Here is a 20,308-nt window from a genome sequence, read left to right on the forward strand (position 1 = left end):
AGGCTCAATTCTACCGGGGAGGTTGTCGATGGCAAGTAGCGTGGGAGGCGTAAGGTTGGTGAGTAAGGCAGACTCGACAAGAATTTTTGACTTGCAACTGCTTAAATGTTAGAGAGATGTACATGAAAGAGATGATCGACTACCATTGCCACCTGCTTCCCGCCTTGGACGACGGTGCCACCGACCTCGACGAATCCCTGAAGATGGCCCGCATCCTCTCCGATTTCGGCTTTTCCACCGTTTACTGCACACCTCATCTGATCAGTGGTTCCTACGAAAACGACCCGCCGCGGGTGGCACGCACCACGCAGATTCTGCAATGCCTGCTGCACGAGGCTGGTATTCCGCTGAAGCTGGTGGCTGGATGCGAGCATTACCTGGACGAGTCCCTCCCCGAGCGGTTGACCGGCGCCTTCACCATCGGAGCCGAGAAGCGGGTCCTTGTCGAGGTCCCGTTCCGGTCAGGCCCGGAACTGTTGCGCCCGATGGTGGACGCTTTTACCCGCCTGGGCCTGGCGCCGCTCTTAGCGCATCCTGAAAGGTGCCGCGCCTTTGAGCCTGCAGTTGCGGAGCACGGTTTGCGTGGAGCTCTTTCCGTCATGCTGGGACGTCAAGCTGCAGAGGATTTCGAACAAGGTGAAGTCGCCGCTTTGCGGCGCAGCGGCTGCCTCTTCCAGGGGAACCTGGGGAGCTTTGCAGGGTTTTACGGCAGCGACATCCGCGAACGTGCGCTACTGTTTCTGAGGCACGGCGTCTATGCCTGCATCGGAAGCGATGCCCACAGCAGCGCAAACCTTCAGCGCATGCTCGACGCGGGTTTCAAAGCTATCGCCTCGGAAGTCGGAACAGACGCCGCGCTAGGTCTTTTCAAAGCGGTCCTTTAACCCGCCCTCTGTCACCTGTTCCTGACTAAATCATGAAATTCCTCTTGTGCTGTCCCGAAGAGCCGGTGTCAGGAGGGTACCAGCTTCTGCTAAAGAAAACGCGCCGAACGACACTTCCAGCGTGCTAGTCAATTCGTCCAACGAACTTTCCGTCACCTCCGAGCAGATCGCTACCAATGCCGAGAATGCTGTCTCCGAGTCGGTCACCATAGCCACGGCAGGCGAACAAATGACCGCAACCTCCCATAAGATATCTCAAAGCTGCCATCACGCCGCCGAGAACTCCCGGTATACCAGTTCGTTGGCCCAGTCCTGAGCCGAAGTCGTTTCCAACACCATTGCCGTTATGCAGCAGATAGCCGAACGGGTATTTTTTTCTGCGCCAGTGCACTTTGTGGAGAAGAGGTGCCTCAAAATGCGGCACGCGCCGGCGCAAGGATGGCAATTCCGCTGCCTGATTCTGCGGTGACAGGCGCAGTTGCAGCCTCCGGCCGCCTCTGGAATGGAACCTGCTTAGGAAGAAGTCGCACTCACGACCGCTGCCCTTCCGGCGGCGGCAAGGAGGATGAATGCCACTTCTGACCAGCGCCGATCATGATGCCATAGCCCTCTCCATCAGGGTTGCCCTGGCGGCCACGCTGCTGAGCATCCCCTTTGGCTTCGCCTACGCCTATCTCATGACCTTTTGCCGGTTCCGCGGCAAGGTGCTGCTCGAAGTCTTGGTCAACCTCCCTCTGACGCTTCCTCCCGTTGTGATGGGGTACCTGCTGCTGCTCGCACTCGGGAAAAACGGGTGGCTCTCCTTTTTGCTCGAACCGCTTGGTGTGCGGTTGATCTTCACCTGGAAAGCGGCTGTGCTGGCCTCGGCCGTGGTGGGATTTCCCCTACTGGTACGCTCGATCAGGATCGCCATGGAAGGGATCGACAGCCGGCTCCTCCAGGCCTCCCGTACCCTGGGGGCGACCAGGCTGGACTCGCTCTTCTCGGTGGTGCTGCCGCTTTCCAAGGCGGGGGTGGTGGCCGGTTCCTCGCTGATGTTCGCTCGCAGCCTGGGCGAGTTCGGCGCCACCGTGATCGTGGCCGGCAACATCCCCGGCGCCACCCAGACCATCCCGCTGGCCATCTACGACTACGCCGGCTCCCCGGGTGCAGAGGGCGCCGCACTCTCGCTCTGCGTGGTGGCCATTGCCATATCCGTTCTGGTGCTGCTGTTCCACGAGGCGTTGGCCCGGAAGCTGGCTGGGAGGGACTGAGATGGAACTGCGCATAAAAGCCGGCAAGGGGTTCGGAGGGGCTTTCAACCTGGAGACGGACCTAGTGGTATCCGGGGACAGGGTGGGTGTGTTCGGCGCGTCAGGGAGCGGCAAGTCGACCTTGGCCAGCCTCGTCGCCGGCCTGGCTGCGCCGGACCACGGTGAGATCTACCTGGACGGAGACTGCCTGTACAGTAGCCACCAGGGGATCAACCTGCCGCCGCAGCGGCGCCGGGTAGCTGTCGTCTTCCAGGACGCCTGCCTCTTTCCCCACCTGAGCGTCGAGGCAAACCTTCGCTACGGGCAGAAGCGCTCCCCGAAGGGGGGGCGCAAGGTCGACTTCTCCGCCCTGGTCTCGGTCCTGAAGCTGGAGGGTCTCTTGGAAAGGGGGGTGAACAAGCTCTCCGGAGGGGAGAAGCAGAGGGTGGCGTTGGGACGGGCGATACTGGCCAACCCGCGCCTGTTGCTAATGGATGAACCGCTCTCCGCGCTGGACGATACGCTCAAGATGCAGGTCATGCATTACTTGAAGCGTGCCAGCGAAAAGTTCGGTATCCCCTATCTTTTTATCTCGCACTCCATGCTGGAAATCCGGCTCATGACGGACCAGGTCCTGGCCATGGCTGGGGGGAGGGTGACGGGGCATACCACGCCGGAGGAATTGGCCCGCGAGCGGATGGGGCAGAGCCAGGTCGGCTACATCAACCTGTTGCAGGTCGAGAAGTTGCGCCGACTGGGGGGGCTGTACGTCTACCGCTGGGGTATGGAGGAGCTGTTCGTTTCGGCTGGGGACGACCGGGAGATGGGGCTCTTCGAGCTGTCGTCCAGGGACATCATCCTCTTTACCAGGCACCCGGAGGCGGTCAGCGCCCGAAACCTCCTCAAGTGCACCGTGGTGGACACCTTCCCCTCCGGGAACAAGGTCGGGGTGGAGCTTAGATGCGGCCACGAGACCCTGATCGCGGAGGTGGTGGTGCAGGCGGCGGACGACCTCGCCATCCAGGCGCGGACCGAGGTGTACGCGGTGATCAAGGCCTCATCCTTCAGGCGGCTTGGGTAACTATTTTATCCAGCCGCCGCCTACGACTTTATCCCCCTGGTAAAGGACGACTGCCTGCCCCGGGGTCACTGCGCGCTGCGGGGTTTCGAACTCCACCTGCATGCGCCCGTCCTCGATAAGCCGCGCGGAGCAGGGGACCGGCTGCATCCGGTAACGGATGCTGCAGCTGCCGTTAAAGCCGCCACTGATGGGTTTGTCGGTCCAGGTGAGTTCCCCGGCGACCAGTCCGCCTATCTTCAGATCTTCCTCCGGGCCCACGACGACGCGCGAGGTAGCGCCGTCTATCGCCGTGACGTAGAGCGGCTCTTTCCAGGCGATCCCCAGACCGCGCCGCTGCCCGATGGTGTACTTGTGGATGCCGACGTGGCTCCCGAGCTTGTTGCCGCTTTTGTCCACGATGTCGCCCGCCTCGGGCCGCACTCCCGCCTCTTCCAGGAACCTGACGTAGTCGTTGTCGGGTATGAAGCAGATCTCCTGGCTTTCCTGCTTTTGGGCCACCGGCAGGTTGAATCGGGCTGCGTGCTCGCGCACCACGCGCTTCTCCAGGTTCCCCACCGGGAAAACGATGCGGGAGAGCTGCTCCTGGTTCATCCCGAAAAGGAAGTAGCTCTGGTCCTTGCCGGGGTCGAGCCCTTTAAGCAACTGGTAGATCTCTTCGGCATCCTGCTCTATCCGCGCGTAGTGCCCGGTGGCGAGGAGATCCGCGCCAAAGGAGGCGGCCATATCCAGCAGCAGGCCGAACTTGATCCTTTCGTTGCAGCGGGCGCAGGGGTTGGGGGTCCTGCCGGCGGCATACTCGGCGGTGAAGTTGTCGATTACGAGCTCCTTGAAACGCTCCCTCAGGTCGATGACCTCGAAGGGGATGCCCAGTCGCTTGGCGACCCTGGCCGCGTCCATCACGTCGGTGAGCGAGCAGCAGGTTTTCCCGCCGCTGGGGGTTGATTCCGGGCGCTCGTAAAGCTGCAGCGAGACCCCCATGACGTCGTGTCCCTGTTCCTTCAAGAGCGCGGCCGTGACCGATGAATCGACGCCCCCGCTCATTGCCACCAATATCTGTTTTTTCCCTGCTTTATCGCTCATTTCTTAAAGCTTCTCCCGAGCCGCAGCCGGAAAACCAACTGCGTGCAACACGGATAAAGGGGATGCGGGAATAGTCGCCGAAGCGCCATCCCATTCATCCCCTTTATCCCTGTTCAATTTGGTTCAGTTGCCGTGTCTAAATTTCAGTCTTCGCCTTTTTCCAGCGTCAGTACGTAGTAGCCATCCACCTCTTTGAGTCCGAGGAGCTTGTGCCCTTCGTCCTTGAGGCTGCGGGGAACGTTCTTTACCGGTTCGCCGTCGTCCAGAAGAAATTCCACCGTGGTCCCGGCTTCGATATCTTCCAGCTCCAGTTTGGCCTTCACGAAATTGGTGGGGCAGGAGACGCCGCGTAAATCTATGGTTTCCATTTTCTCTCCTCAAAAGTCTCCCCCTCCCCCCCTGCGGGGGAGGGCCGGGGTGGGGGGGAAGGCGCCAGATGCGACTTCGTTGGCGGCTTCACCCACCCCCCGACCCCCTCCCGTCAAGGGAGGGGGAGCAAGTCTATGGCTCCTATGGCTTGCCCAGCGGTAGCTGGGTGTTGATGACCTGCGGGTCGATGGTGCCGGCCACGACGACCTCAGGGAATCCTTTGCGCAGGTGGTCGAGAAGCGACTGGTTTCCCTCGCGCAGGATGATGTCGCCGATCCGGATCCTGCCCGCGCCTTCGGCCTTCTCCTGGTACCAGGCAAGGACAGACCCGATGAAGTCGACCACCCGATCTTCCGGGAGGAAGGTGGCGTACACGGTTCCCACCAGCGGGCGCCGTCCCCACTTGCCGCCGATGCGTGCGGTGTAACCTTTCTTCTCCGCCTTCCAGGCGTCGGTCGGGCAGACCTTGATGCAATCGCCGCAGTAGATGCATTTGGCGGTGTCGAAGACGGGCTTGTTGTCGGCGCCCATGGTGAGCGCCCCCTCGGTGCAGGACTTGGCGCAGAGGCCGCAGCTGATGCAGCCGGAGGCGTCGAGCGCGGGCCACACGGCGCCCTGGAGGCCGACGTCGTTGGTTGCGGACTTGGGACAGTCGAAGGGGCAGCCGGCGAAGCCGACCTTGAACTTATGGTGGCCGGTGACGGTGCCGAAGAGCTTCTCGTCGACCTCGAGCGCCGACTTCTGGGTATCGACCAGGCCGTTGGGGTTATACTCGCAGCCGCCGCATGCCGTGGGGACCCGGACGCGCGCGCCGCAGGAGGCGACCTTCTGCTGTTCTTCGCCCAGTTCGGCCACTACCGCGTCGAAATCGGCGAAGTTGATGTTGATCAGTTCGATGGACTGGCGCACGGACAAGTGGACGAACCCCTTGCCGTATTTCTGTGCCACCGCGGCGATCTTCGCCAGGCGGTCCACCGACATCCTGCCGCCGGGGACGCGCAGCCGGACGGTGAACATGTCCTTGCCGCGCTCCTTGATGAAGCCGCCGGCCTTCAGGTTTTTCAGGTCTATTTTCTGGTCTGCCACGTTTCTCTCCTAAGGACTAAAAATCACAAAAAAGCACTTGGCGTTTATCCCGCTACCACAATCTCCACCGGTTCGACCGCGCCGCCTTCGATGCGGAACGCCTTGGCGACCGGCTTGTCCCGTGCCTCAAGCGACACGATCAGGTGGTGGACGTTGGGGGTCAGCGCCAGCCGGATGTCTTCCTGCGAGGGGCGGGCGGGGGACTCGGGGTGCGAGTGGTAGATCACCAGCATCTCCTCACCGCTCGCTCGCAGCGCCTTGACCACGGCGAACTGCTCCTTCGGATCCATCATGAAATGGTCGTTGCTGGCGTCGGTGTTGGTCATCGGATGGTGGCTCGCCACTACCTGTCCGTTGCCGCCCAGTATGCCGCAGACCTCCAGCGGAAACCCGTTCTGGGCGTGGCTTATCACCGCGGCCAGTATCTCTTTCGGTATCTCGACCATATCAGTGTCCCAGGTCGCAGACGGTCATGGCGTCAAGCTCGTCCTTCAGCTCGGTGATGGTGGGGTGGTCGCCGCAGATCGGGCACTTGGCGCTCTTCTTCACCGGGATTTCCCTGAAGCGCATCCTGAGAGCGTTGTAGGTAAGCAGGCGCCCGGTCAAAAGATCGCCGGCTCCCAGCAGGTACTTGATCGCCTCGGTGGCCTGAAGCGTGCCGAGCACGCCGGGGAGGACGCCGATGACCCCTGCCCGCGAGCAGGTCGGGATCACGTCCTTCGGGGGAGGCTCCGGGAAGATGCAGCGGTAGCAGGGGGATTCCCCCGGCTTGACCGTCATGGTCTGCCCGTCGAACTGCAGTATCCCGCCGTGGGAGTAGGGCTTGCCGGCGAGGACGCAGGCGTCGTTGATGAGGAACTTGGCCGCGAAGTTGTCGGTGCCGTCGATGACGAAGTCGTAGTCGGCGATGAGGCCGGCGATGTTCTCGGCGGAAACCCAGGTCTGGTAGGCGTTCACGGTGAGCTCGGGGTTGATCGCCAGCATCGTTTCCTTGGCCGAGAGCACCTTCGCCTTCCCCACGTCAGGGGTGGTGTGGATGACCTGGCGCTGCAGGTTGGAGAGGTCCACCTCGTCGGCGTCCGCGATGCCGATGGTGCCGACACCGGCTGCCGCCAGGTACAGGGCAATCGGGGAACCGAGGCCGCCAGCCCCGATGATGAGAACGCGCCCCTCAAGCAGCTTCTTCTGCCCCTTACCGCCGACTTCCTTCAACAGGATGTGCCGGGAATAGCGGGTGATCTGTTCTTCGCTGAGCTTCACTATCTACCTCCACCCATGAAATAGAGAAATTCCACGTTGTCGCCGTTCTTCACCGTTGCGCCGTCGAAATCGCCGCGGTCGAGGATGTCGCCGTTCAGTTCGACGGTGACGTATTCGCGTTGCTCCACCTGCAGAAGTTCGAGCAGTCGGCTTACCGGGACCGGGTTCTCCTCTGCGATGCTGGCTGGTTTGCCGTTGACTGTAAGATTCATTAAGATCGCTCCTTGTTTAGTAACATAGATGATTGGTAAAGAACAGATTTTCCCTCAGGCCTCTTCCAGCGCGGCCGCGAAATCCTCCAGGATGTCCTCGATGTCCTCGATCCCCACCGAGACCCTGACCTGCTCCTCGCTCACTCCCATGAGCGCCTTCACCTCGGGGGTGTAATCGGCGCAGATGGTGCTCGCCGGGTGGATCACCAGAGTCTTGGTGTCGCCGATGTTGGCGAGATTCTTGGCCAGCCGCAGGTTGTTGATGACCCGGAAGGCGGCGGCCTTGTCCGTGAGCCCGAAGGTCAAGAGCCCGCCGAAGCGGCCGTTGAACTGGCGCTTCGCCACCTCGTAAAAGGGGGAATCGTCGAGGCCGGGGTAGTTGACCCAAGTGACCTTTTCGTGCGCCTGAAGAAACCGGGCCACCTGGAGGGCGTTGGAGCAGTGCCGCTCCATGCGCAGGGCCAGCGTCTCCAGCCCCTCGCCCAAAAGGAACGAGTTGAGCGGCGCGGCGCAGGCGCCGAAATCCTTGTGGATCAGCTTGCGGACCCGTGCCGTGAAGGCGAAGCTGCGGTACTTGCGGAAAAACTGCTCGAAGTGCGGGAACTTCGGGCTCTGCCAGTTGAAGCTCCCGGCATCTATGATGGCGCCGCCGATGGAGTTGGCTGTTCCGTTGATGTACTTGCTGGTGGAATGGACGACGATGTCGGCCCCGAGTTCCTTGGATCGCGCGAGATACGGCGTGGAAACGGTGGCGTCGACCATGAGCGGGATGCCGTGCTTTTTGGCGATGGCTGCGAAAGCCGCTATGTCGGGAACGTCCATCTTCGGGTTGCCGATGGTTTCCACGAAGATCAGTCGGGTTTTGTCGTTGATCCCCGCCTCGACCGCGGCAAGGTCGACGGGGTCGACGAAGCGGGTTTCGATCCCGAAGTTGGCCAGGGTGACGTGGAACAGCGAGTAGGTGCCCCCGAAAAGCGAGGAGGAGGAGAGGACCTCGTCGCCGCTTCTGACTACGGCCATGACCGAGGTGGTGATCGCCGCCATGCCCGAAGAGGTGGCGACGGCGGCGATGCCGTCCTCGATCGCGGCCAGCCTCTTTTCCAGGGTGTCCACGGTGGGGTTGCCTATCCTCGTGTACACCTGGCCTACGGCTCTTCCCCTGAAGATGTCTTCCAGTTCTTCCGCCGTGTCGTAGGCGAAGGCGGATGCCTGTACTATCGGGGTCTTGGTGGCGCCGGAGGGCCCGGGCGAGGTGCCGCCGTGGATCAGTTTCGTGTCGAATCTCAGCTTCTTTTCTTTCTCTCCCACAACCCCTCCAAAATGCCATCTTTAGATGTCGATGCCACGGGAATTCCAGGGCAAATCGGACATGTCGGCAAATACTGTAGCACTGTTGAGTGGAACAGTAGTGCGGGGAGGGTAATATTTGATACCGTACTTGTCAAGAAATTATTTCTTTTTTATACACCGTTGCAGTGGTAAATAAAAATACCGATACGTGCAGGTTTGGTCTCGGATTCAGCGCATTCGAGCCCTGTCCAAGCTCGGAACAGTGCAATATGACGTGCGTTATTCCTCCGCAACGGGCGCAATTTGCCCTAAACAAAGTTAAGCGATCAAGAATGCAAAAAAAATAGTTGACAGTGTTGCAGGATAAATATAAAAATACGAACCATGTTACCATCCGCCGTCAGATATTGAGGCGTTACGCAAATCACGACCGAAAGGAGAATTCGCCATGTCCCGTATCTACCTAGACAACTCCCAGTCCATTGGCAACACGCCGCTGGTGCGGCTGAACCATGTAACCAAGGGGGCCAAGGCGACCGTGCTCGCCAAGGTCGAGGGGCGCAACCCCGCCTACTCGGTAAAGTGCCGCATCGGTGCCAACATGATCTGGGATGCCGAGGAGCGTGGCGTACTGAAGCCTGGGGTGGAGATCGTCGAGCCGACCAGCGGCAACACCGGCATAGCGCTTGCCTACGTGGCGGCGGCCCGCGGTTACAAGCTGACCCTCACCATGCCCGAGACCATGAGCATCGAGCGCCGCAGGGTGCTGGCGGCATTGGGAGCGAACCTGATCCTTACCCCGGGTTCCGCCGGGATGAAAGGGGCCGTGGCCAAGGCCGAGGAGATCGCGGCTTCCGATCCGGCGCGCTACTTCCTGCCGCAGCAGTTCAAGAACCCTGCTAACCCCGCCATTCACGAGAAAACGACCGGCCCGGAAATCTGGGCCGACACCGACGGCGCCGTAGACGTCGTCGTAGCCGGCGTAGGTACCGGCGGCACCATCTCCGGGATCGCCCGCTACCTCAAGCAGACCAAGGGGAAGCAGGTCGTCGCGGTTGCGGTCGAGCCCAAGGAAAGCCCGGTAATCAGCCAGAAGCTTGCCGGCCAGGAACTCAAGCCCGGCCCGCACAAGATCCAGGGGATCGGCGCCGGTTTCATTCCCGATACCCTCGACCTCTCCGTCATCGACCGGGTCGAGCAGATCGACAGCAACGAGGCCTTGGAGTTCGCCAAGCGCCTTACCAAGGAAGAGGGCCTTTTGGTCGGCATCTCCAGCGGCGCCGCGGTTGCCGCCGCCGTGCGGCTGGCCAACCTGCAGGAATTTGCCGGCAAGACCATCGTGGTGGTGCTCCCCGACCTCGCCGAGCGCTATCTCTCCACCGCACTCTTCGAAGAAGCCTGATACTTTCCTGGCTGAAAAGCATCGATAGAGGCCCCGGTTTCCCCGGGGCCTTTTTACGTCCGGGGTCCGTTTTCCCGGAAGATGTTGACACCCCGCACGCTCTCCCATTAAACTGCTCGCTGTTTTCGTTTCATGAGGCGGGGGATCCATGAGCACCGACAGCAAAAGAACGGACCCGGCAAGGGGGCCGCTTTTTACCAAGCCGTTTATCGTCCTTTTGTTCCTGTCGCTGGCCGGCCTCTTCTTCATCGGGGTCCGTTTCGTCAAGGGGATCGGGGCGGTCTCCAATCTGAGCGACGGCTACCCCTGGGGGATCTGGGTCGCCTACGACGTGGCGATCGGCACCGCGGTCACCTGCGGCGGTTTCGCCGTCGCCCTTTTGAGCTACCTCATGCACCGCGGCGCTTACCATTCCCTGGTGAAGTCCGCGATCCTCACCAGCCTCTTCGGCGCCTTCCTGGCTGCCTCCTCCATCGTGGTCGAGATAGGGCGCCCCTGGAACGCCCACGGCTTCTTCGCGCCGACCAGCTGGCAGCCGAACTCCGCCTTTTTCGAACTCACCCTTTGCGCCGCCGGATACCTGGTGGCCGAGGTGATCGAGTATCTTCCCGCCATCGTACCCATGCTTGGGCGCGGCAACCCGACCTCGCTCCGCACGCTTTTGTTCAATTTCTTAAAGGCGCGCGGGATGGTGCGGGTTTCCCCGGAGAGCGGTGCCGTTCCCACCGGGCTCTTGCGATGCAGGATCAACCAGCTCCTGATCCTCATCGCACTGGCGGGTATCGTGCTCCCCACCATGCACCAATCCGCGCTCGGCTCCCTGATGCTCATCGCCTCGACCAAGCTGCATCCTCTTTGGCACGGCCCCTTTTTGCCGCTTCTTTTCCTGATCAACTGCATCTACATCGGCTACGCCATCGTGGTCTTCGAATCGATTCTCGCCAGCTTCGTCCAGGCCCGCCCCTTCAGAAGCGCCGACCTCGCCGCCGCTGCCGCCCTCATCCCCTGGCTTTCCGGCGCGTGGCTCGTGGTGCGGCTTGGGGATCTGGTGAACCGGGGACAGATCGAGGCCGTTTTCCACGGGGATTTCTACTCCGCCTTCTTCCTGGCCGAGTGCTTATTGATGACCATCGGTTCCGCGCCGCTTTTCAACCGCCGCAAGCGGCAGTCGCCCCGCCGGCTCTTCATCTCCGCAAGCATGATGCTTCTTGGGGGCGGCCTCTACCGCTTCAACGTCTACCTGATCGGCTTCAACCCCGGCAATGGCTGGCATTACTTTCCTTCCTTCGCGGAAGTGACCATCTCGGCCGGGATCGTCTCGCTCGAGATTCTTATCTACCAGGTGCTCATCAAGTTGCTTCCGCCCATTCCCGCCGAGCGCGCAGGGTATTGAAGATTGCTTTGCCGTGGCACTTTTGTTAATATGGCGCGCGGAAACGCACCAAGACGCAGTTCGCGCCGAGAAAGGAGGGGGTTTTTGAGAACCGCCAGCCGCATCATCGCTCTATGCTCGTCCTGCCTTATTTTCCTGGCCCTGCCGGTACACGCGCAGCCCCCTTCACCTCATCCTGTCAGCGTCCTTGAAGGGCTCGTGGTCGGAGTCGCCGAGGGCGACCGGCTCACGGTCAATTCCTTCGGCACCGAGATCCCGGTCCGCCTCTACGGGATTGCCGCGCCCCAGACCGCCAAGGTGGACAAGTTCACCGGCTGGTACAAACCGGGGCAGCCTTATGCCGAGGATGCCTTCCGGGCCCTCTCCATCAAGGTCCTGCACCAGCAGGTCAAGGTGGTGATCCACAGCACATTGCTTTCCAAGACGGACCCCACCCAGGTCGCCGTAGCGGTGGTGTATCTCGACGGCCGCAACATCAACATGGAGATGCTGGGGGACGGTTGGGCCTGGGCGGACGGCAGGTTTTTGAGCAGGGTCGACCACCCCCGCTACATGACCGCCGAGCGCATCGCCCGTAACAGGAAAAACGGGCTCTGGGCCCAGGAAAACCCGCAGCCCCCCTGGAACTTCAAGCCGCAGATAAAGATTCGGCCCAAGCAGAACTGATCACCCCCCTCTAGCACGTCCTCTCCTGCAATTTAATGCCGTGTTTACAGCTGAATAGAAAATGCCGCACCCCTGGAGGCCGGCCGCAACGCTGAGATCCCACCCGTGCCGTCGGCCGGTGCCGGCGGAAGGAAAAACGGGACCTTACAGCCACCATTTCCCCTGGCCTATTTTTAACTGTTCCATTTCGATACGCATATCTGTTACATTTGGTGACAGTTGTCTCGAAACGGCGCAGGTGCGGCCGGGGCAGGGGGAGGCGGCAAGGGCGCTGTAGGCCGATTTCGTCCCTATCTGTAGAAAAACGTCTCATCATTTTGTATTCAAGATGTTACCTTCGGTCTTCATTAAAAATATCGCCGCGCCGTCGCCGGCACCCCAAGGTTGGTACCGATCTTGCCTGATGTAAACACAATCACGACGGATGCAACACCGCTTTAGGGAGTCGAAAATGGAAATAAGCAAGTTTGTAGCGCCTGAAATCATCTTCGGGCGGGGCTCTTTGAGCCAGATCGGCGAGAGCGTGGTCCGCCTGGGCGTCTCCAAGGTGTTCATGGTGAGCGACGACCATGTCATCGCCGCCGGGTGGGTGGATCAGGCCGTGGAATACCTGCGCGCCGCAGGGCTTGAGACGGTGATCTTCTCCAGCCTCACCACCAACCCGAAGGACCGCGAGGTGACCGAGGGGACGGCGAAGTACCTCTCTTCCGGATGCGACGGCATTGTCTCCGTCGGGGGTGGAAGCCCGACCGACGTCGCCAAGGCGATCGCCATCATCGCCTCCAACGGCGGGAAGCTGCAGGATTACGAGGGAGTGAATAAGATCAGCTTGCCGCTCCCCCCGATGGTCATCGTCCCCAGCACCGCCGGCGCGGGCTCGGAGGTGAGCCAGTTCGCCATCATCGTCGACACCAAAAGAAAGCTGAAGATGTCGATCATCTCCAGGTCGCTCATCCCCGATATCGCCATCGTCGATCCGGAACTTCTGAAGACCAAGGACGCCAAACTAGCAGCCGCCACCGGGGTCGATGCGCTCACCCACGGCATCGAGTCCTACGTATCGCTGGCGGCAACCCCTTTAACCGACATACATGCACTGAAGGCGATCCAGCTCATCTCGAAGAACCTGAGAAGGGCGGTGGCCGTGCGCAGCGACATGGACGCCAACACCAACATGGCCATGGCCAGCCTCACCGCGGGGCTCGCCTTTTCCAACGCCATCCTGGGCGCCGCCCACGCCATGACCCACCAGGTGGACGGCCTGCTCGACCAGCACCACGGCGAAACCAACGCCTCCATCCTGCCGCACGTGATGCGCTTCAACTTGCAGGCATGCCCGGAGCGCTTCCGCGACATCGCCGTCGCCATGGGCGAGGACGTGACCGGTCTCGAGCTCATGGCCGCGGCCGAGCGTTCCATCGATGCGGTTAAGGCCCTCATCGCCGAGATCGGGCTGGACCAGGGGCTCTCCGAACTGGGGCTCCGGGAGGAGTTCATCCCGCTTCTGAGCGAAAACGCCACCAAGGACGCCTGCCTCCTCACCAACCCGCGCAGCGCCACCAGAGAGCAGATCGAGGAGATCTACCGCAACGCCATGTAAGTGCGGCCGAGGCCGCGAAGGAAAGAACGTGAAGAACAGGGGCAAACTGCTGGAGCAGTTGACGGGGGTCGATTCCTCCAAGCTCAACTACTACGTCGAGCTCAAAAAGAGAAACCAGGACGTGCTGAAGCAAAACAGCCGCCTGGAGATCCTGCAGCAGCTCACGCGCGACATGAACATCGACATGTCCATCGGCGACATCATCGAAAGGACGTTCAAAAAGCTCCCCGAGGCGCTCCCCTGCGACTTCCTGGGGCTGGCGAAGTTGAGCGACGGCAAGTTGAAGCTGATCGCGGTCGCCCCCAGGGAATTTTCCACGCTCGGTTTCATACCCAAGGAGTCCGTCCTCTGGGACGCGTTCCGGGACAAGGGGGCGACCAGCTACGAACCGGCCGACGACCCCCTTTGCTTTGCCCAGATTGCCGCCGAACATCCCCTGACCCTGCGCTCCCTGGCCGCGGCGCCGCTTTTCGAGCGCTCCTCGGTCAACGGGCTGTTGCTTTTGGGAAGCGCGCTCGAGTCCGCCTACGAGGGGGCGGAGCTGAACTTCGTGCAGCACCTGGCCGACCAGCTCGCCATCAGCATGCAGAACGCGCGGCTCTACAAGCAGGTTTCCCGCGCCAAGAAGGAGTGGGAGGCGACCTTCAAGGCCGTGACCGACCCCATCTTCCTGATCGATACCGATTACAACGTGCTTTTGCACAACGACCGTCTTCCCCCCGGCATGGCCGAGATGTGGAACAGCTCCATCAGCAAGAAGTGCTTCGCGAAGATGCGCGGCGAAAACGGGCCCTGCCGCAACTGCCCCATCCAGGAGATCAAGGAGACCGGCAACCCCGTGTTCCAGCAGTGGAACACCCCGCAGGGCGAGTGCCTGGATATGTCCTATTACCCGGTCTTCAACGAGGAGAAGCAGCTCTCCGCGGTCACCATCATCATGAAGGACGTCACCAAGAGGCTGAAGATGGAGGCCCAACTGGTGCAGTCGGCCAAGATGGTGGCCTTGGGCGTCATGGCGGCGGGGGTGGCGCACGAGCTGAACAGCCCGATGACCGTGATCATCGGGACCGCCCAGATGCTCGCCAGGGAGATGCAGCAGGAAGGGGATTCCGAAGGGGCCGAGGCCTTGTCCGACATCATCAACTGCGGCCTGCGCTGCAAGAGGATCATCCAGAACCTCCTTACCTTCTCGCGCCAGGACCAGGTCCCGGTCATGGCTATCGATCTGAACGCCGAGGTGGAGCGGGTGCTCGACATGATCCAGTACCAGATCAACCGGAGCCAGATCGCCATCTTCGAGCATTTCGACCGCGACATACCGATGATGAACGCGAACGGGCCGCAGATCCAGCAGGTGCTGACTAACTTCCTCATCAATGCGCGAGACGCCCTGATGGAGGTGGAAGGGAAGGAGAAGGTCATCGAGGTCTCCACCGTGCTTCGGGTCGAGGGGGAGCGGCGCTTTGCCGTCTTAAGCGTCGCCGACAACGGCATCGGCATCGCGAAGGAAAACCTCTCCAAGATCTTCACCCCTTTCTACACCAGCAAAGAGGCCTCCAAGGGGACCGGGCTCGGCCTTTCGGTGAGCCTCGGCATAGCGGAGTCCCACAACGGCCGCATCGAGGTCGACACCGAACTTGGGCAGGGGAGCTGTTTCAGGTTGATTCTTCCCGTCGACCAGCAGTAAGCAGACATATATATTGGAGCAACCATGACGGACTCATCTACTAGAATACTTATCATCGACGACGAGAGGGATGTCTGCACCTTTTTCAGCCGGCTTTTGTCGCGCAAGGGGTACCAGGTGGTCACCGCCGCCAGCGAGCCCGAGGCGCTCTCCGCGTTGGAGGCGGCGCAGTTCAGCGTGGCGCTCGTAGACCTGAAGCTCCCCGACACCGACGGCATCACCCTGCTGGAGATCATCAAGTCGCGGCAGCCCGCCTGCGAGGTCATCATCATGACCGGGTACTCCACCGTCAAGACGGCGGTCGCCGCCATGCAGCTCGGTGCCTACGAATACCTGGAAAAGCCCTTCGACGACATCGACCAGATCGAGCAGTTGGTCGGCAGGGCCGCTGGTTCAGGCGCAAGCCTCCTGAGAGGGGACAACTCCCACGACGAGTGGGCCGAAGTGGCCCAGGGGGTAGGTTTCAGGGTCGGGAGCTCTCCGTCCATGAAGAGGATGGTCTCACTCGCCTACAAGGTCGCCGGCAAGGACATCAGCGTCCTGATCCAGGGGAAGACCGGCACCGGGAAAGAGGTGCTGGCCCGCTTCATCCACGCCGCCTCCTGCCGCGCCGGGCAGCCCTTCATCCCGGTCAACTGCGGCGCGCTACCCGAGAACCTCCTGGAGGGCGAACTCTTCGGGCACGAAAAGGGCGCCTTCACCGGCGCCAACCAGACCCGCCGCGGCATCTTCGAGCTCGCCAACAACGGGACGCTCCTCTTGGACGAGATCGGGGACGCGACACCGCAGATCCAGGTCAAACTTTTGCGCGTCTTGGAAACCGGCGAGTTCATGAGGGTAGGGGGGGAGCGCCCCATAAGGACCGACGTCAGGGTGATAGCCGCGACCAACGTGGACCTGGAGCAGGCCATTGCCGAGAAGAGCTTCCGCGAGGACCTCTTTTACCGCCTGAACGTGGTGCGGCTGGAGATACCGTCTCTTAGCGCCCGTTCCGAGGACATCCCGCTTTTGGCCGAGCATTTCGTGCACCAGATAAATCGCGAACTGAAGCTTGCCGCGGGAACCTTGCGCATGCTGCAGGGGTACGCCTGGCCTGGGAACATCCGCGAACTGGCTAACGTGATGAGGCGGGCCGTGGTGATCTGCAACGGCGACACCATTCTTCCCGAGCACCTGGGTGGGACCTTTCTCGCGGGACCCACGGCACCGGAGCGGGGGAGTGCGGCGAAAACAATCCAGCAACCGGACCGCAGCAGGCTGCAGGCTACACTCCTGGAGCATTGTGACAGCGCTGAAGAGCTGGAGCGGCTGGATGCCGAAGAGCTGAACCGGCTTTTGGATTCGTTGCGCCAGGCGCAGTCGAACCTCCTCGGCGTTATGCGCAAAAAGAAGATCGTTCCGGCCCTGCACGCGCTGAAGGATTCCGAAGCCGAGACCATCAAGGAAGCGCTGGCGCAGTACGACGGCAACATCACCGAGGCCGCGAGGGCGCTGGGGATAGCCCGCAACACCCTCTACAGAAAGATCAAGGAGCTGGGGCTGCCGGGAAGGTAGCCGCTCCAGGGGGGCTCTTCCGGGATTGCGGTGATACTAGCCCCCCTCCCGCAAGGGGAGGGGGGCTAAGAGCGGCTTTCCCCGGTATTCTTCGATGAGCCTCCGGAAAAAAAGCCGGCGTTGCAAAAAGCCGGCTTTTTCTGTATAGATGAACCCGCTCCGGCCTTATCCAACGGCGCCGGGTTCTGGTCCTGGAGGGCGCAGTATTGAAGGCAACCCTGTTGAAACGACTCGACGCCGCGGTGGGTCCGCTCTTTACCCGGCTCCTTCCCAAGAGGCGTTTGCCCGACACTCACTTTTCCCCCCGAAGTTTCCTGGTCATCCGTCCCGGCGGCATCGGCGACGCGGTCCTCCTGGTCCCGGCGTTGTCGGCGCTGCAAAAAGCTTTTCCCGGCTGCCGCATCGACGTTCTCGCCGAAAGCCGCAATGCCGCCGCCTTTCTCATGTGCCCCGGGCTGAACCGGGTGTACCGCTACGATTCCCTCTCCGACATAACGGCTTTGTTCAGCACCTCTTTCGACGTGGTGATCGACACCGAGCAGTGGTACCGCCTCTCCGCCGTGATCGCGAGGCTGGTCGGCGCCCTGCGCTCCATCGGGTTTTCAACCAACGACCGGGGGAGGCTCTTCACCGACCCCGTGCCTTATCCCTTGCAGGATTACGAACTCATCTCCTTCTTCAAGCTCCTAGCCCCGCTGGAGGTGCAGCCCCCCAAGGAATCTGCGGCTCCCTTCCTCCAACTCCCCGCCGGGGCGAAGGAAGGGGCGCGGCGGCTCTTGGCCCCGCTGGCGGGGAAGGCGTTTGTCGCCATTTTCCCCGGAGCTAGCGTACCCGAGAAGCAATGGGGGAGGGAGAACTTCCGGCAGGTGGCGGAGAGCTTAACCGCGGCGGAGATCGCGGTGGTGGTGGTCGGCGCCGACGACGCCCGCGCCTCGGGCGACTTCATTGCCCGCGGCGGTCTTGCCCTGAACCTGGCGGGTAAGGGGGGGCTCATGGAAAGCGCCGCTGTCCTCGCCGAGGCGCGGGTCCTTTTAAGCGGCGACTCAGGGCTTTTGCACATCGCCGCAGGGCTTGGCACCGCGACCGTTTCGCTTTTCGGCCCCAGCGACGCGGCCAAGTGGGCTCCCAAGGGCGAGCGGCACACGGCATTTTCTTCGTCCCTTTCCTGTGCTCCCTGTTCCAGGTACGGAACCATCCGCTGCAGCACCGGCGCGCGCTGTCTCGACGCCGCGCCGACTGAAGTGACTGCAGCCGTGCTGAGGTTGTGTAAGTGGCGCTAAAACGGACGCTTGCACCGCGGGACCTTTCCGGTGTCGCTGGAATAGTTACTCCAATGAGAAAAATTCGTTTATATCAGACAAAAAGTGTTGACTTTGTTTTGGTGAATTGGTACAAAGTCCGAGTTCCACAGCAGCAAACAGGCGCGTAGCTCAGGGGTAGAGCACTAGCTCGACACGCTAGGGGTCGGCGGTTCGAAACCGCCCGCGCCTACCAATCAAAAGAGACCTTCAGTACGAGGTTCGACGGAGGCATCGAGTTTCGATGCCTCTTTCTGTTTGTCTTAATGATTTTTCAAAAGGGGCTTTGCATGAACGAAATAAACGTCACGCTACCGGATGGTTCCCAAAGACCCTTGCCTGCAGGTGCCTCCATTTTCGATCTTGCCGCATCCATCGGAGCGGGGCTTGCCAAGGCGGCCATCGCCGGAAAGATCGACGGCAACCTGGTCGACCTCAATACGCCTCTTGCCGACGGCGCGCGCGTGGAGATCATCACCGAGAAAAGCCCCGAGGCGCTGGAGATCATCAGGCACTCCACCTCGCACCTTATGGCGCAGGCCGTAAAGGCGCTCTTTCCGCAGGCGAAGGTGACCATCGGTCCCGCCATCGAGACCGGTTTTTACTACGACTTCGACGTCGACCACCCCTTCACCCCGGAAGACCTCGAGAAGATAGAAGAAAAGATGCGCGAGCTCGCCAAGGCCGATCTCAAGATCGAGCGCAAGGAGCTCACCAGCGCCGACGCCATCGCCCTCTTCAAAGGGATGGGTGAGAACTACAAGGTCGAACTGATCGAGGACTTGGGGGCCGACAAGGTTTCGCTTTACAGCCAGGGCGATTTCGTCGACCTCTGCCGCGGGCCGCATCTTCCCAAGACCTCTTTCATCAAGGCCTTCAAGCTCACCTCCATAGCAGGCGCCTACTGGCGCGGCGACGAGAAGCGCCCCATGCTGCAGCGCGTCTACGGCACCGCCTTTGGCGATAAGAAGGAACTGGAAGCCTACCTCGCCAGGATCGAAGAGGCGAAAAAGCGCGACCACCGCAAGCTCGGCCGCGAACTGGATCTCTTCTCCTTCAACGACGAGGTCGGCGCAGGACTCGTGATCTGGCACCCCAAAGGGGCGATGCTGCGCACTATCCTCGAGGACTTCGAGAGGAAGGAGCACTTAAAGCGCGGCTACGACATCGTCCTGGGTCCGCAGATCCTCAAGACCGAACTCTGGCAGCGCTCCGGGCACTACGAGAACTACCGCGAGAACATGTACTTCACCACGGTGGACGAGCAGAGCTACGGCGTGAAGCCGATGAACTGCCTGGCCCACATGATGATCTACCGCTCGCAGCTTCGCTCTTACCGCGACCTGCCGCTGCGCTACTTCGAGCTCGGCACGGTGCACCGCCATGAGCGCGCCGGCGTTCTGCACGGCCTTCTGCGCGTGCGCGGCTTCACCCAGGACGACGCCCATATCCTCTGTACCCCGGAGCAGCTCGATGCCGAGATCAAAGGGGTCATCCAGTTCGTCACCGAGGTGATGGGTATCTTCGGCTTCGAGTTCGAGATGGAGCTTTCCACCCGTCCCGAAAAGTCGATCGGTTCCGACGACGCCTGGGAGCTCGCCACCAACGCTTTGTTGAACGCGCTCAAGGATTCCGGCCGCCCTTACGAAATCAACGAGGGGGACGGCGCATTCTACGGTCCCAAGATCGACATCAAGCTGCGTGACGCGCTTGACAGAAGATGGCAATGTGCTACAATCCAGTGCGATTTTACCCTCCCTGAGCGTTTCGATCTCACCTATGTCGACGCAGACGGTGAAAAAAAGCGCCCCGTCATGGTGCACAGGGTTATTCTGGGTGCCATCGAACGCTTCATCGGTGTCCTCATCGAACATTTCGCTGGAAACTTCCCGACTTGGTTGGCACCGGTTCAGGCGACCATCGTTACGGTCACCGACAACCAGATTCCGTACGCGCAGGCAGCGTTCGACAAGCTGCGCGCGGCCGGGATAAGGGTGCAGAAGGATTTCAGAAACGAGAAGCTCGGCTTCAAGATCCGCGAAGCCCAGCTCCAGAAGATACCGTACATGCTGGTTGTGGGGGACAAGGAAGTCGAGAGCGGTATGCTGGCGCCGCGTTTCCGCGACGGCAAGAACCTCGAGTCCATGACCCCGGAGCAGTTTGTTTCCTTTATCGAAAGCGAAGTCAAAAGTTATAAATAACAATAGGAGGTGG

19 protein-coding genes and 1 tRNA gene are annotated in these 20,308 nt (G+C 61.3%); 13 read left to right on the forward strand and 7 right to left on the reverse strand.

The genetic code is table 11. The features are described from left to right. Nucleotides 1-122 precede the first annotated feature (122 nt). The 4 genes from GBEM_RS09865 (at nucleotide 123) to modC (ending at nucleotide 3,197) form a co-directional block, all read left to right on the forward strand. Nucleotides 123-884: a tyrosine-protein phosphatase gene (locus tag GBEM_RS09865; RefSeq protein WP_012530405.1), complete on the forward strand. Its 762-nt coding sequence runs from the start codon at nucleotides 123-125 to the stop codon at nucleotides 882-884. Between the two features lie 121 nt (nucleotides 885-1,005). Continuing rightward, entirely contained in the window at nucleotides 1,006-1,200 is a 195-nt protein-coding gene (locus tag GBEM_RS21235) for a hypothetical protein (RefSeq protein WP_148212905.1), read from the forward strand. A gap of 253 nt (nucleotides 1,201-1,453) precedes the next feature. Further along, nucleotides 1,454-2,137 (forward strand): molybdate ABC transporter permease subunit, encoded by a 684-nt coding sequence (gene modB / locus GBEM_RS09870; RefSeq protein WP_012530406.1) that lies wholly within the window; start codon nucleotides 1,454-1,456, stop codon nucleotides 2,135-2,137. Nucleotide 2,138: 1 nt separating this feature from the next. Further along, the gene (gene modC / locus GBEM_RS09875; RefSeq protein ID WP_012530407.1) at nucleotides 2,139-3,197 is read left to right on the forward strand and encodes a molybdenum ABC transporter ATP-binding protein; all 1,059 of its coding nucleotides are present in this window, start codon (nucleotides 2,139-2,141) and stop codon (nucleotides 3,195-3,197) included. On the opposite strand, the gene mnmA is transcribed toward modC, so the two are convergent. From mnmA to GBEM_RS09910, 7 genes are all read right to left on the reverse strand, one after another. Then, complete coding sequence (gene mnmA, locus GBEM_RS09880) at nucleotides 3,198-4,277, reverse strand: tRNA 2-thiouridine(34) synthase MnmA (RefSeq protein ID WP_012530408.1); 1,080 nt, start codon at nucleotides 4,275-4,277, stop codon at nucleotides 3,198-3,200. Nucleotides 4,278-4,420: 143 nt separating this feature from the next. After that, on the reverse strand, nucleotides 4,421-4,645 hold the full coding sequence (locus GBEM_RS09885; RefSeq protein WP_012530409.1) for a sulfurtransferase TusA family protein: 225 nt from the start codon (nucleotides 4,643-4,645) through the stop codon (nucleotides 4,421-4,423). A gap of 142 nt (nucleotides 4,646-4,787) precedes the next feature. Further along, the gene (locus GBEM_RS09890) at nucleotides 4,788-5,732 is read right to left on the reverse strand and encodes a 4Fe-4S dicluster domain-containing protein (RefSeq protein WP_012530410.1); all 945 of its coding nucleotides are present in this window, start codon (nucleotides 5,730-5,732) and stop codon (nucleotides 4,788-4,790) included. Between the two features lie 44 nt (nucleotides 5,733-5,776). Continuing rightward, complete coding sequence (locus GBEM_RS09895; RefSeq protein WP_012530411.1) at nucleotides 5,777-6,178, reverse strand: M67 family metallopeptidase; 402 nt, start codon at nucleotides 6,176-6,178, stop codon at nucleotides 5,777-5,779. A 1-nt stretch (nucleotide 6,179) separates the two neighbouring features. Further along, the gene (locus GBEM_RS09900) at nucleotides 6,180-6,992 is read right to left on the reverse strand and encodes a HesA/MoeB/ThiF family protein (RefSeq protein ID WP_012530412.1); all 813 of its coding nucleotides are present in this window, start codon (nucleotides 6,990-6,992) and stop codon (nucleotides 6,180-6,182) included. Next, on the reverse strand, nucleotides 6,992-7,204 hold the full coding sequence (thiS, locus tag GBEM_RS09905) for a sulfur carrier protein ThiS (protein WP_012530413.1): 213 nt from the start codon (nucleotides 7,202-7,204) through the stop codon (nucleotides 6,992-6,994). Before thiS ends, GBEM_RS09900 begins: the two co-directional genes overlap by 1 nt. Before the next feature lie 54 nt (nucleotides 7,205-7,258). Beyond that, a complete protein-coding gene (locus GBEM_RS09910; RefSeq protein ID WP_012530414.1) occupies nucleotides 7,259-8,512 on the reverse strand; it encodes an O-acetylhomoserine aminocarboxypropyltransferase/cysteine synthase family protein in 1,254 nt (417 codons plus the stop codon). A 430-nt stretch (nucleotides 8,513-8,942) separates the two neighbouring features. On the opposite strand from GBEM_RS09910, the gene cysK reads away from it, so the two are divergent. The 9 genes from cysK (at nucleotide 8,943) to thrS (ending at nucleotide 20,295) form a co-directional block, all read left to right on the forward strand. Next, a complete protein-coding gene (gene cysK, locus GBEM_RS09915) occupies nucleotides 8,943-9,896 on the forward strand; it encodes a cysteine synthase A (RefSeq protein WP_012530415.1) in 954 nt (317 codons plus the stop codon). A gap of 148 nt (nucleotides 9,897-10,044) precedes the next feature. Beyond that, nucleotides 10,045-11,289, forward strand: a complete 1,245-nt coding sequence (gene hybB / locus GBEM_RS09920) for a Ni/Fe-hydrogenase cytochrome b subunit (RefSeq protein ID WP_012530416.1) — start codon at nucleotides 10,045-10,047, stop codon at nucleotides 11,287-11,289. A gap of 84 nt (nucleotides 11,290-11,373) precedes the next feature. Further along, complete coding sequence (locus GBEM_RS09925; RefSeq protein WP_012530417.1) at nucleotides 11,374-11,955, forward strand: thermonuclease family protein; 582 nt, start codon at nucleotides 11,374-11,376, stop codon at nucleotides 11,953-11,955. A 451-nt stretch (nucleotides 11,956-12,406) separates the two neighbouring features. Next, on the forward strand, nucleotides 12,407-13,555 hold the full coding sequence (locus tag GBEM_RS09930) for an iron-containing alcohol dehydrogenase (protein WP_012530418.1): 1,149 nt from the start codon (nucleotides 12,407-12,409) through the stop codon (nucleotides 13,553-13,555). Between the two features lie 28 nt (nucleotides 13,556-13,583). Further along, the gene (locus GBEM_RS09935) at nucleotides 13,584-15,242 is read left to right on the forward strand and encodes a GAF domain-containing sensor histidine kinase (protein WP_012530419.1); all 1,659 of its coding nucleotides are present in this window, start codon (nucleotides 13,584-13,586) and stop codon (nucleotides 15,240-15,242) included. 24 nt (nucleotides 15,243-15,266) lie between these two features. Further along, nucleotides 15,267-16,796 carry a sigma-54-dependent transcriptional regulator gene (locus tag GBEM_RS09940; protein WP_012530420.1) on the forward strand — a complete coding sequence of 510 codons (1,530 nt, stop codon included), beginning with the start codon at nucleotides 15,267-15,269 and terminating at the stop codon, nucleotides 16,794-16,796. A 206-nt stretch (nucleotides 16,797-17,002) separates the two neighbouring features. Continuing rightward, a complete protein-coding gene (locus tag GBEM_RS09945; RefSeq protein ID WP_012530421.1) occupies nucleotides 17,003-18,076 on the forward strand; it encodes a glycosyltransferase family 9 protein in 1,074 nt (357 codons plus the stop codon). 139 nt (nucleotides 18,077-18,215) lie between these two features. Then, nucleotides 18,216-18,290, forward strand: a tRNA-Val gene (locus GBEM_RS09950). Nucleotides 18,291-18,384: 94 nt separating this feature from the next. Then, nucleotides 18,385-20,295, forward strand: coding sequence for a threonine--tRNA ligase (thrS, locus tag GBEM_RS09955; RefSeq protein ID WP_012530422.1), 1,911 nt, complete (start codon nucleotides 18,385-18,387; stop codon nucleotides 20,293-20,295). The last annotated feature ends 13 nt before the right edge of the window (nucleotides 20,296-20,308 follow it).

Source organism: Citrifermentans bemidjiense Bem, from assembly GCF_000020725.1.
GTDB lineage: Bacteria > Desulfobacterota > Desulfuromonadia > Geobacterales > Geobacteraceae > Geomonas > Geomonas bemidjiensis.

Coding starts and splice junctions, on each gene's coding strand:
- GBEM_RS09865 (WP_012530405.1), top strand. CDS start 123: ATGAAAGAGATGATCGACTACCATTGCCACCTGCTTCCCGCCTTGGAC.
- modB (WP_012530406.1), top strand. CDS start 1,454: ATGCCACTTCTGACCAGCGCCGATCATGATGCCATAGCCCTCTCCATC.
- modC (WP_012530407.1), top strand. CDS start 2,139: ATGGAACTGCGCATAAAAGCCGGCAAGGGGTTCGGAGGGGCTTTCAAC.
- mnmA (WP_012530408.1), bottom strand. CDS start 4,277: ATGAGCGATAAAGCAGGGAAAAAACAGATATTGGTGGCAATGAGCGGG.
- GBEM_RS09885 (WP_012530409.1), bottom strand. CDS start 4,645: ATGGAAACCATAGATTTACGCGGCGTCTCCTGCCCCACCAATTTCGTG.
- GBEM_RS09895 (WP_012530411.1), bottom strand. CDS start 6,178: ATGGTCGAGATACCGAAAGAGATACTGGCCGCGGTGATAAGCCACGCC.
- thiS (WP_012530413.1), bottom strand. CDS start 7,204: ATGAATCTTACAGTCAACGGCAAACCAGCCAGCATCGCAGAGGAGAAC.
- cysK (WP_012530415.1), top strand. CDS start 8,943: ATGTCCCGTATCTACCTAGACAACTCCCAGTCCATTGGCAACACGCCG.
- hybB (WP_012530416.1), top strand. CDS start 10,045: ATGAGCACCGACAGCAAAAGAACGGACCCGGCAAGGGGGCCGCTTTTT.
- GBEM_RS09930 (WP_012530418.1), top strand. CDS start 12,407: ATGGAAATAAGCAAGTTTGTAGCGCCTGAAATCATCTTCGGGCGGGGC.
- GBEM_RS09940 (WP_012530420.1), top strand. CDS start 15,267: ATGACGGACTCATCTACTAGAATACTTATCATCGACGACGAGAGGGAT.
- thrS (WP_012530422.1), top strand. CDS start 18,385: ATGAACGAAATAAACGTCACGCTACCGGATGGTTCCCAAAGACCCTTG.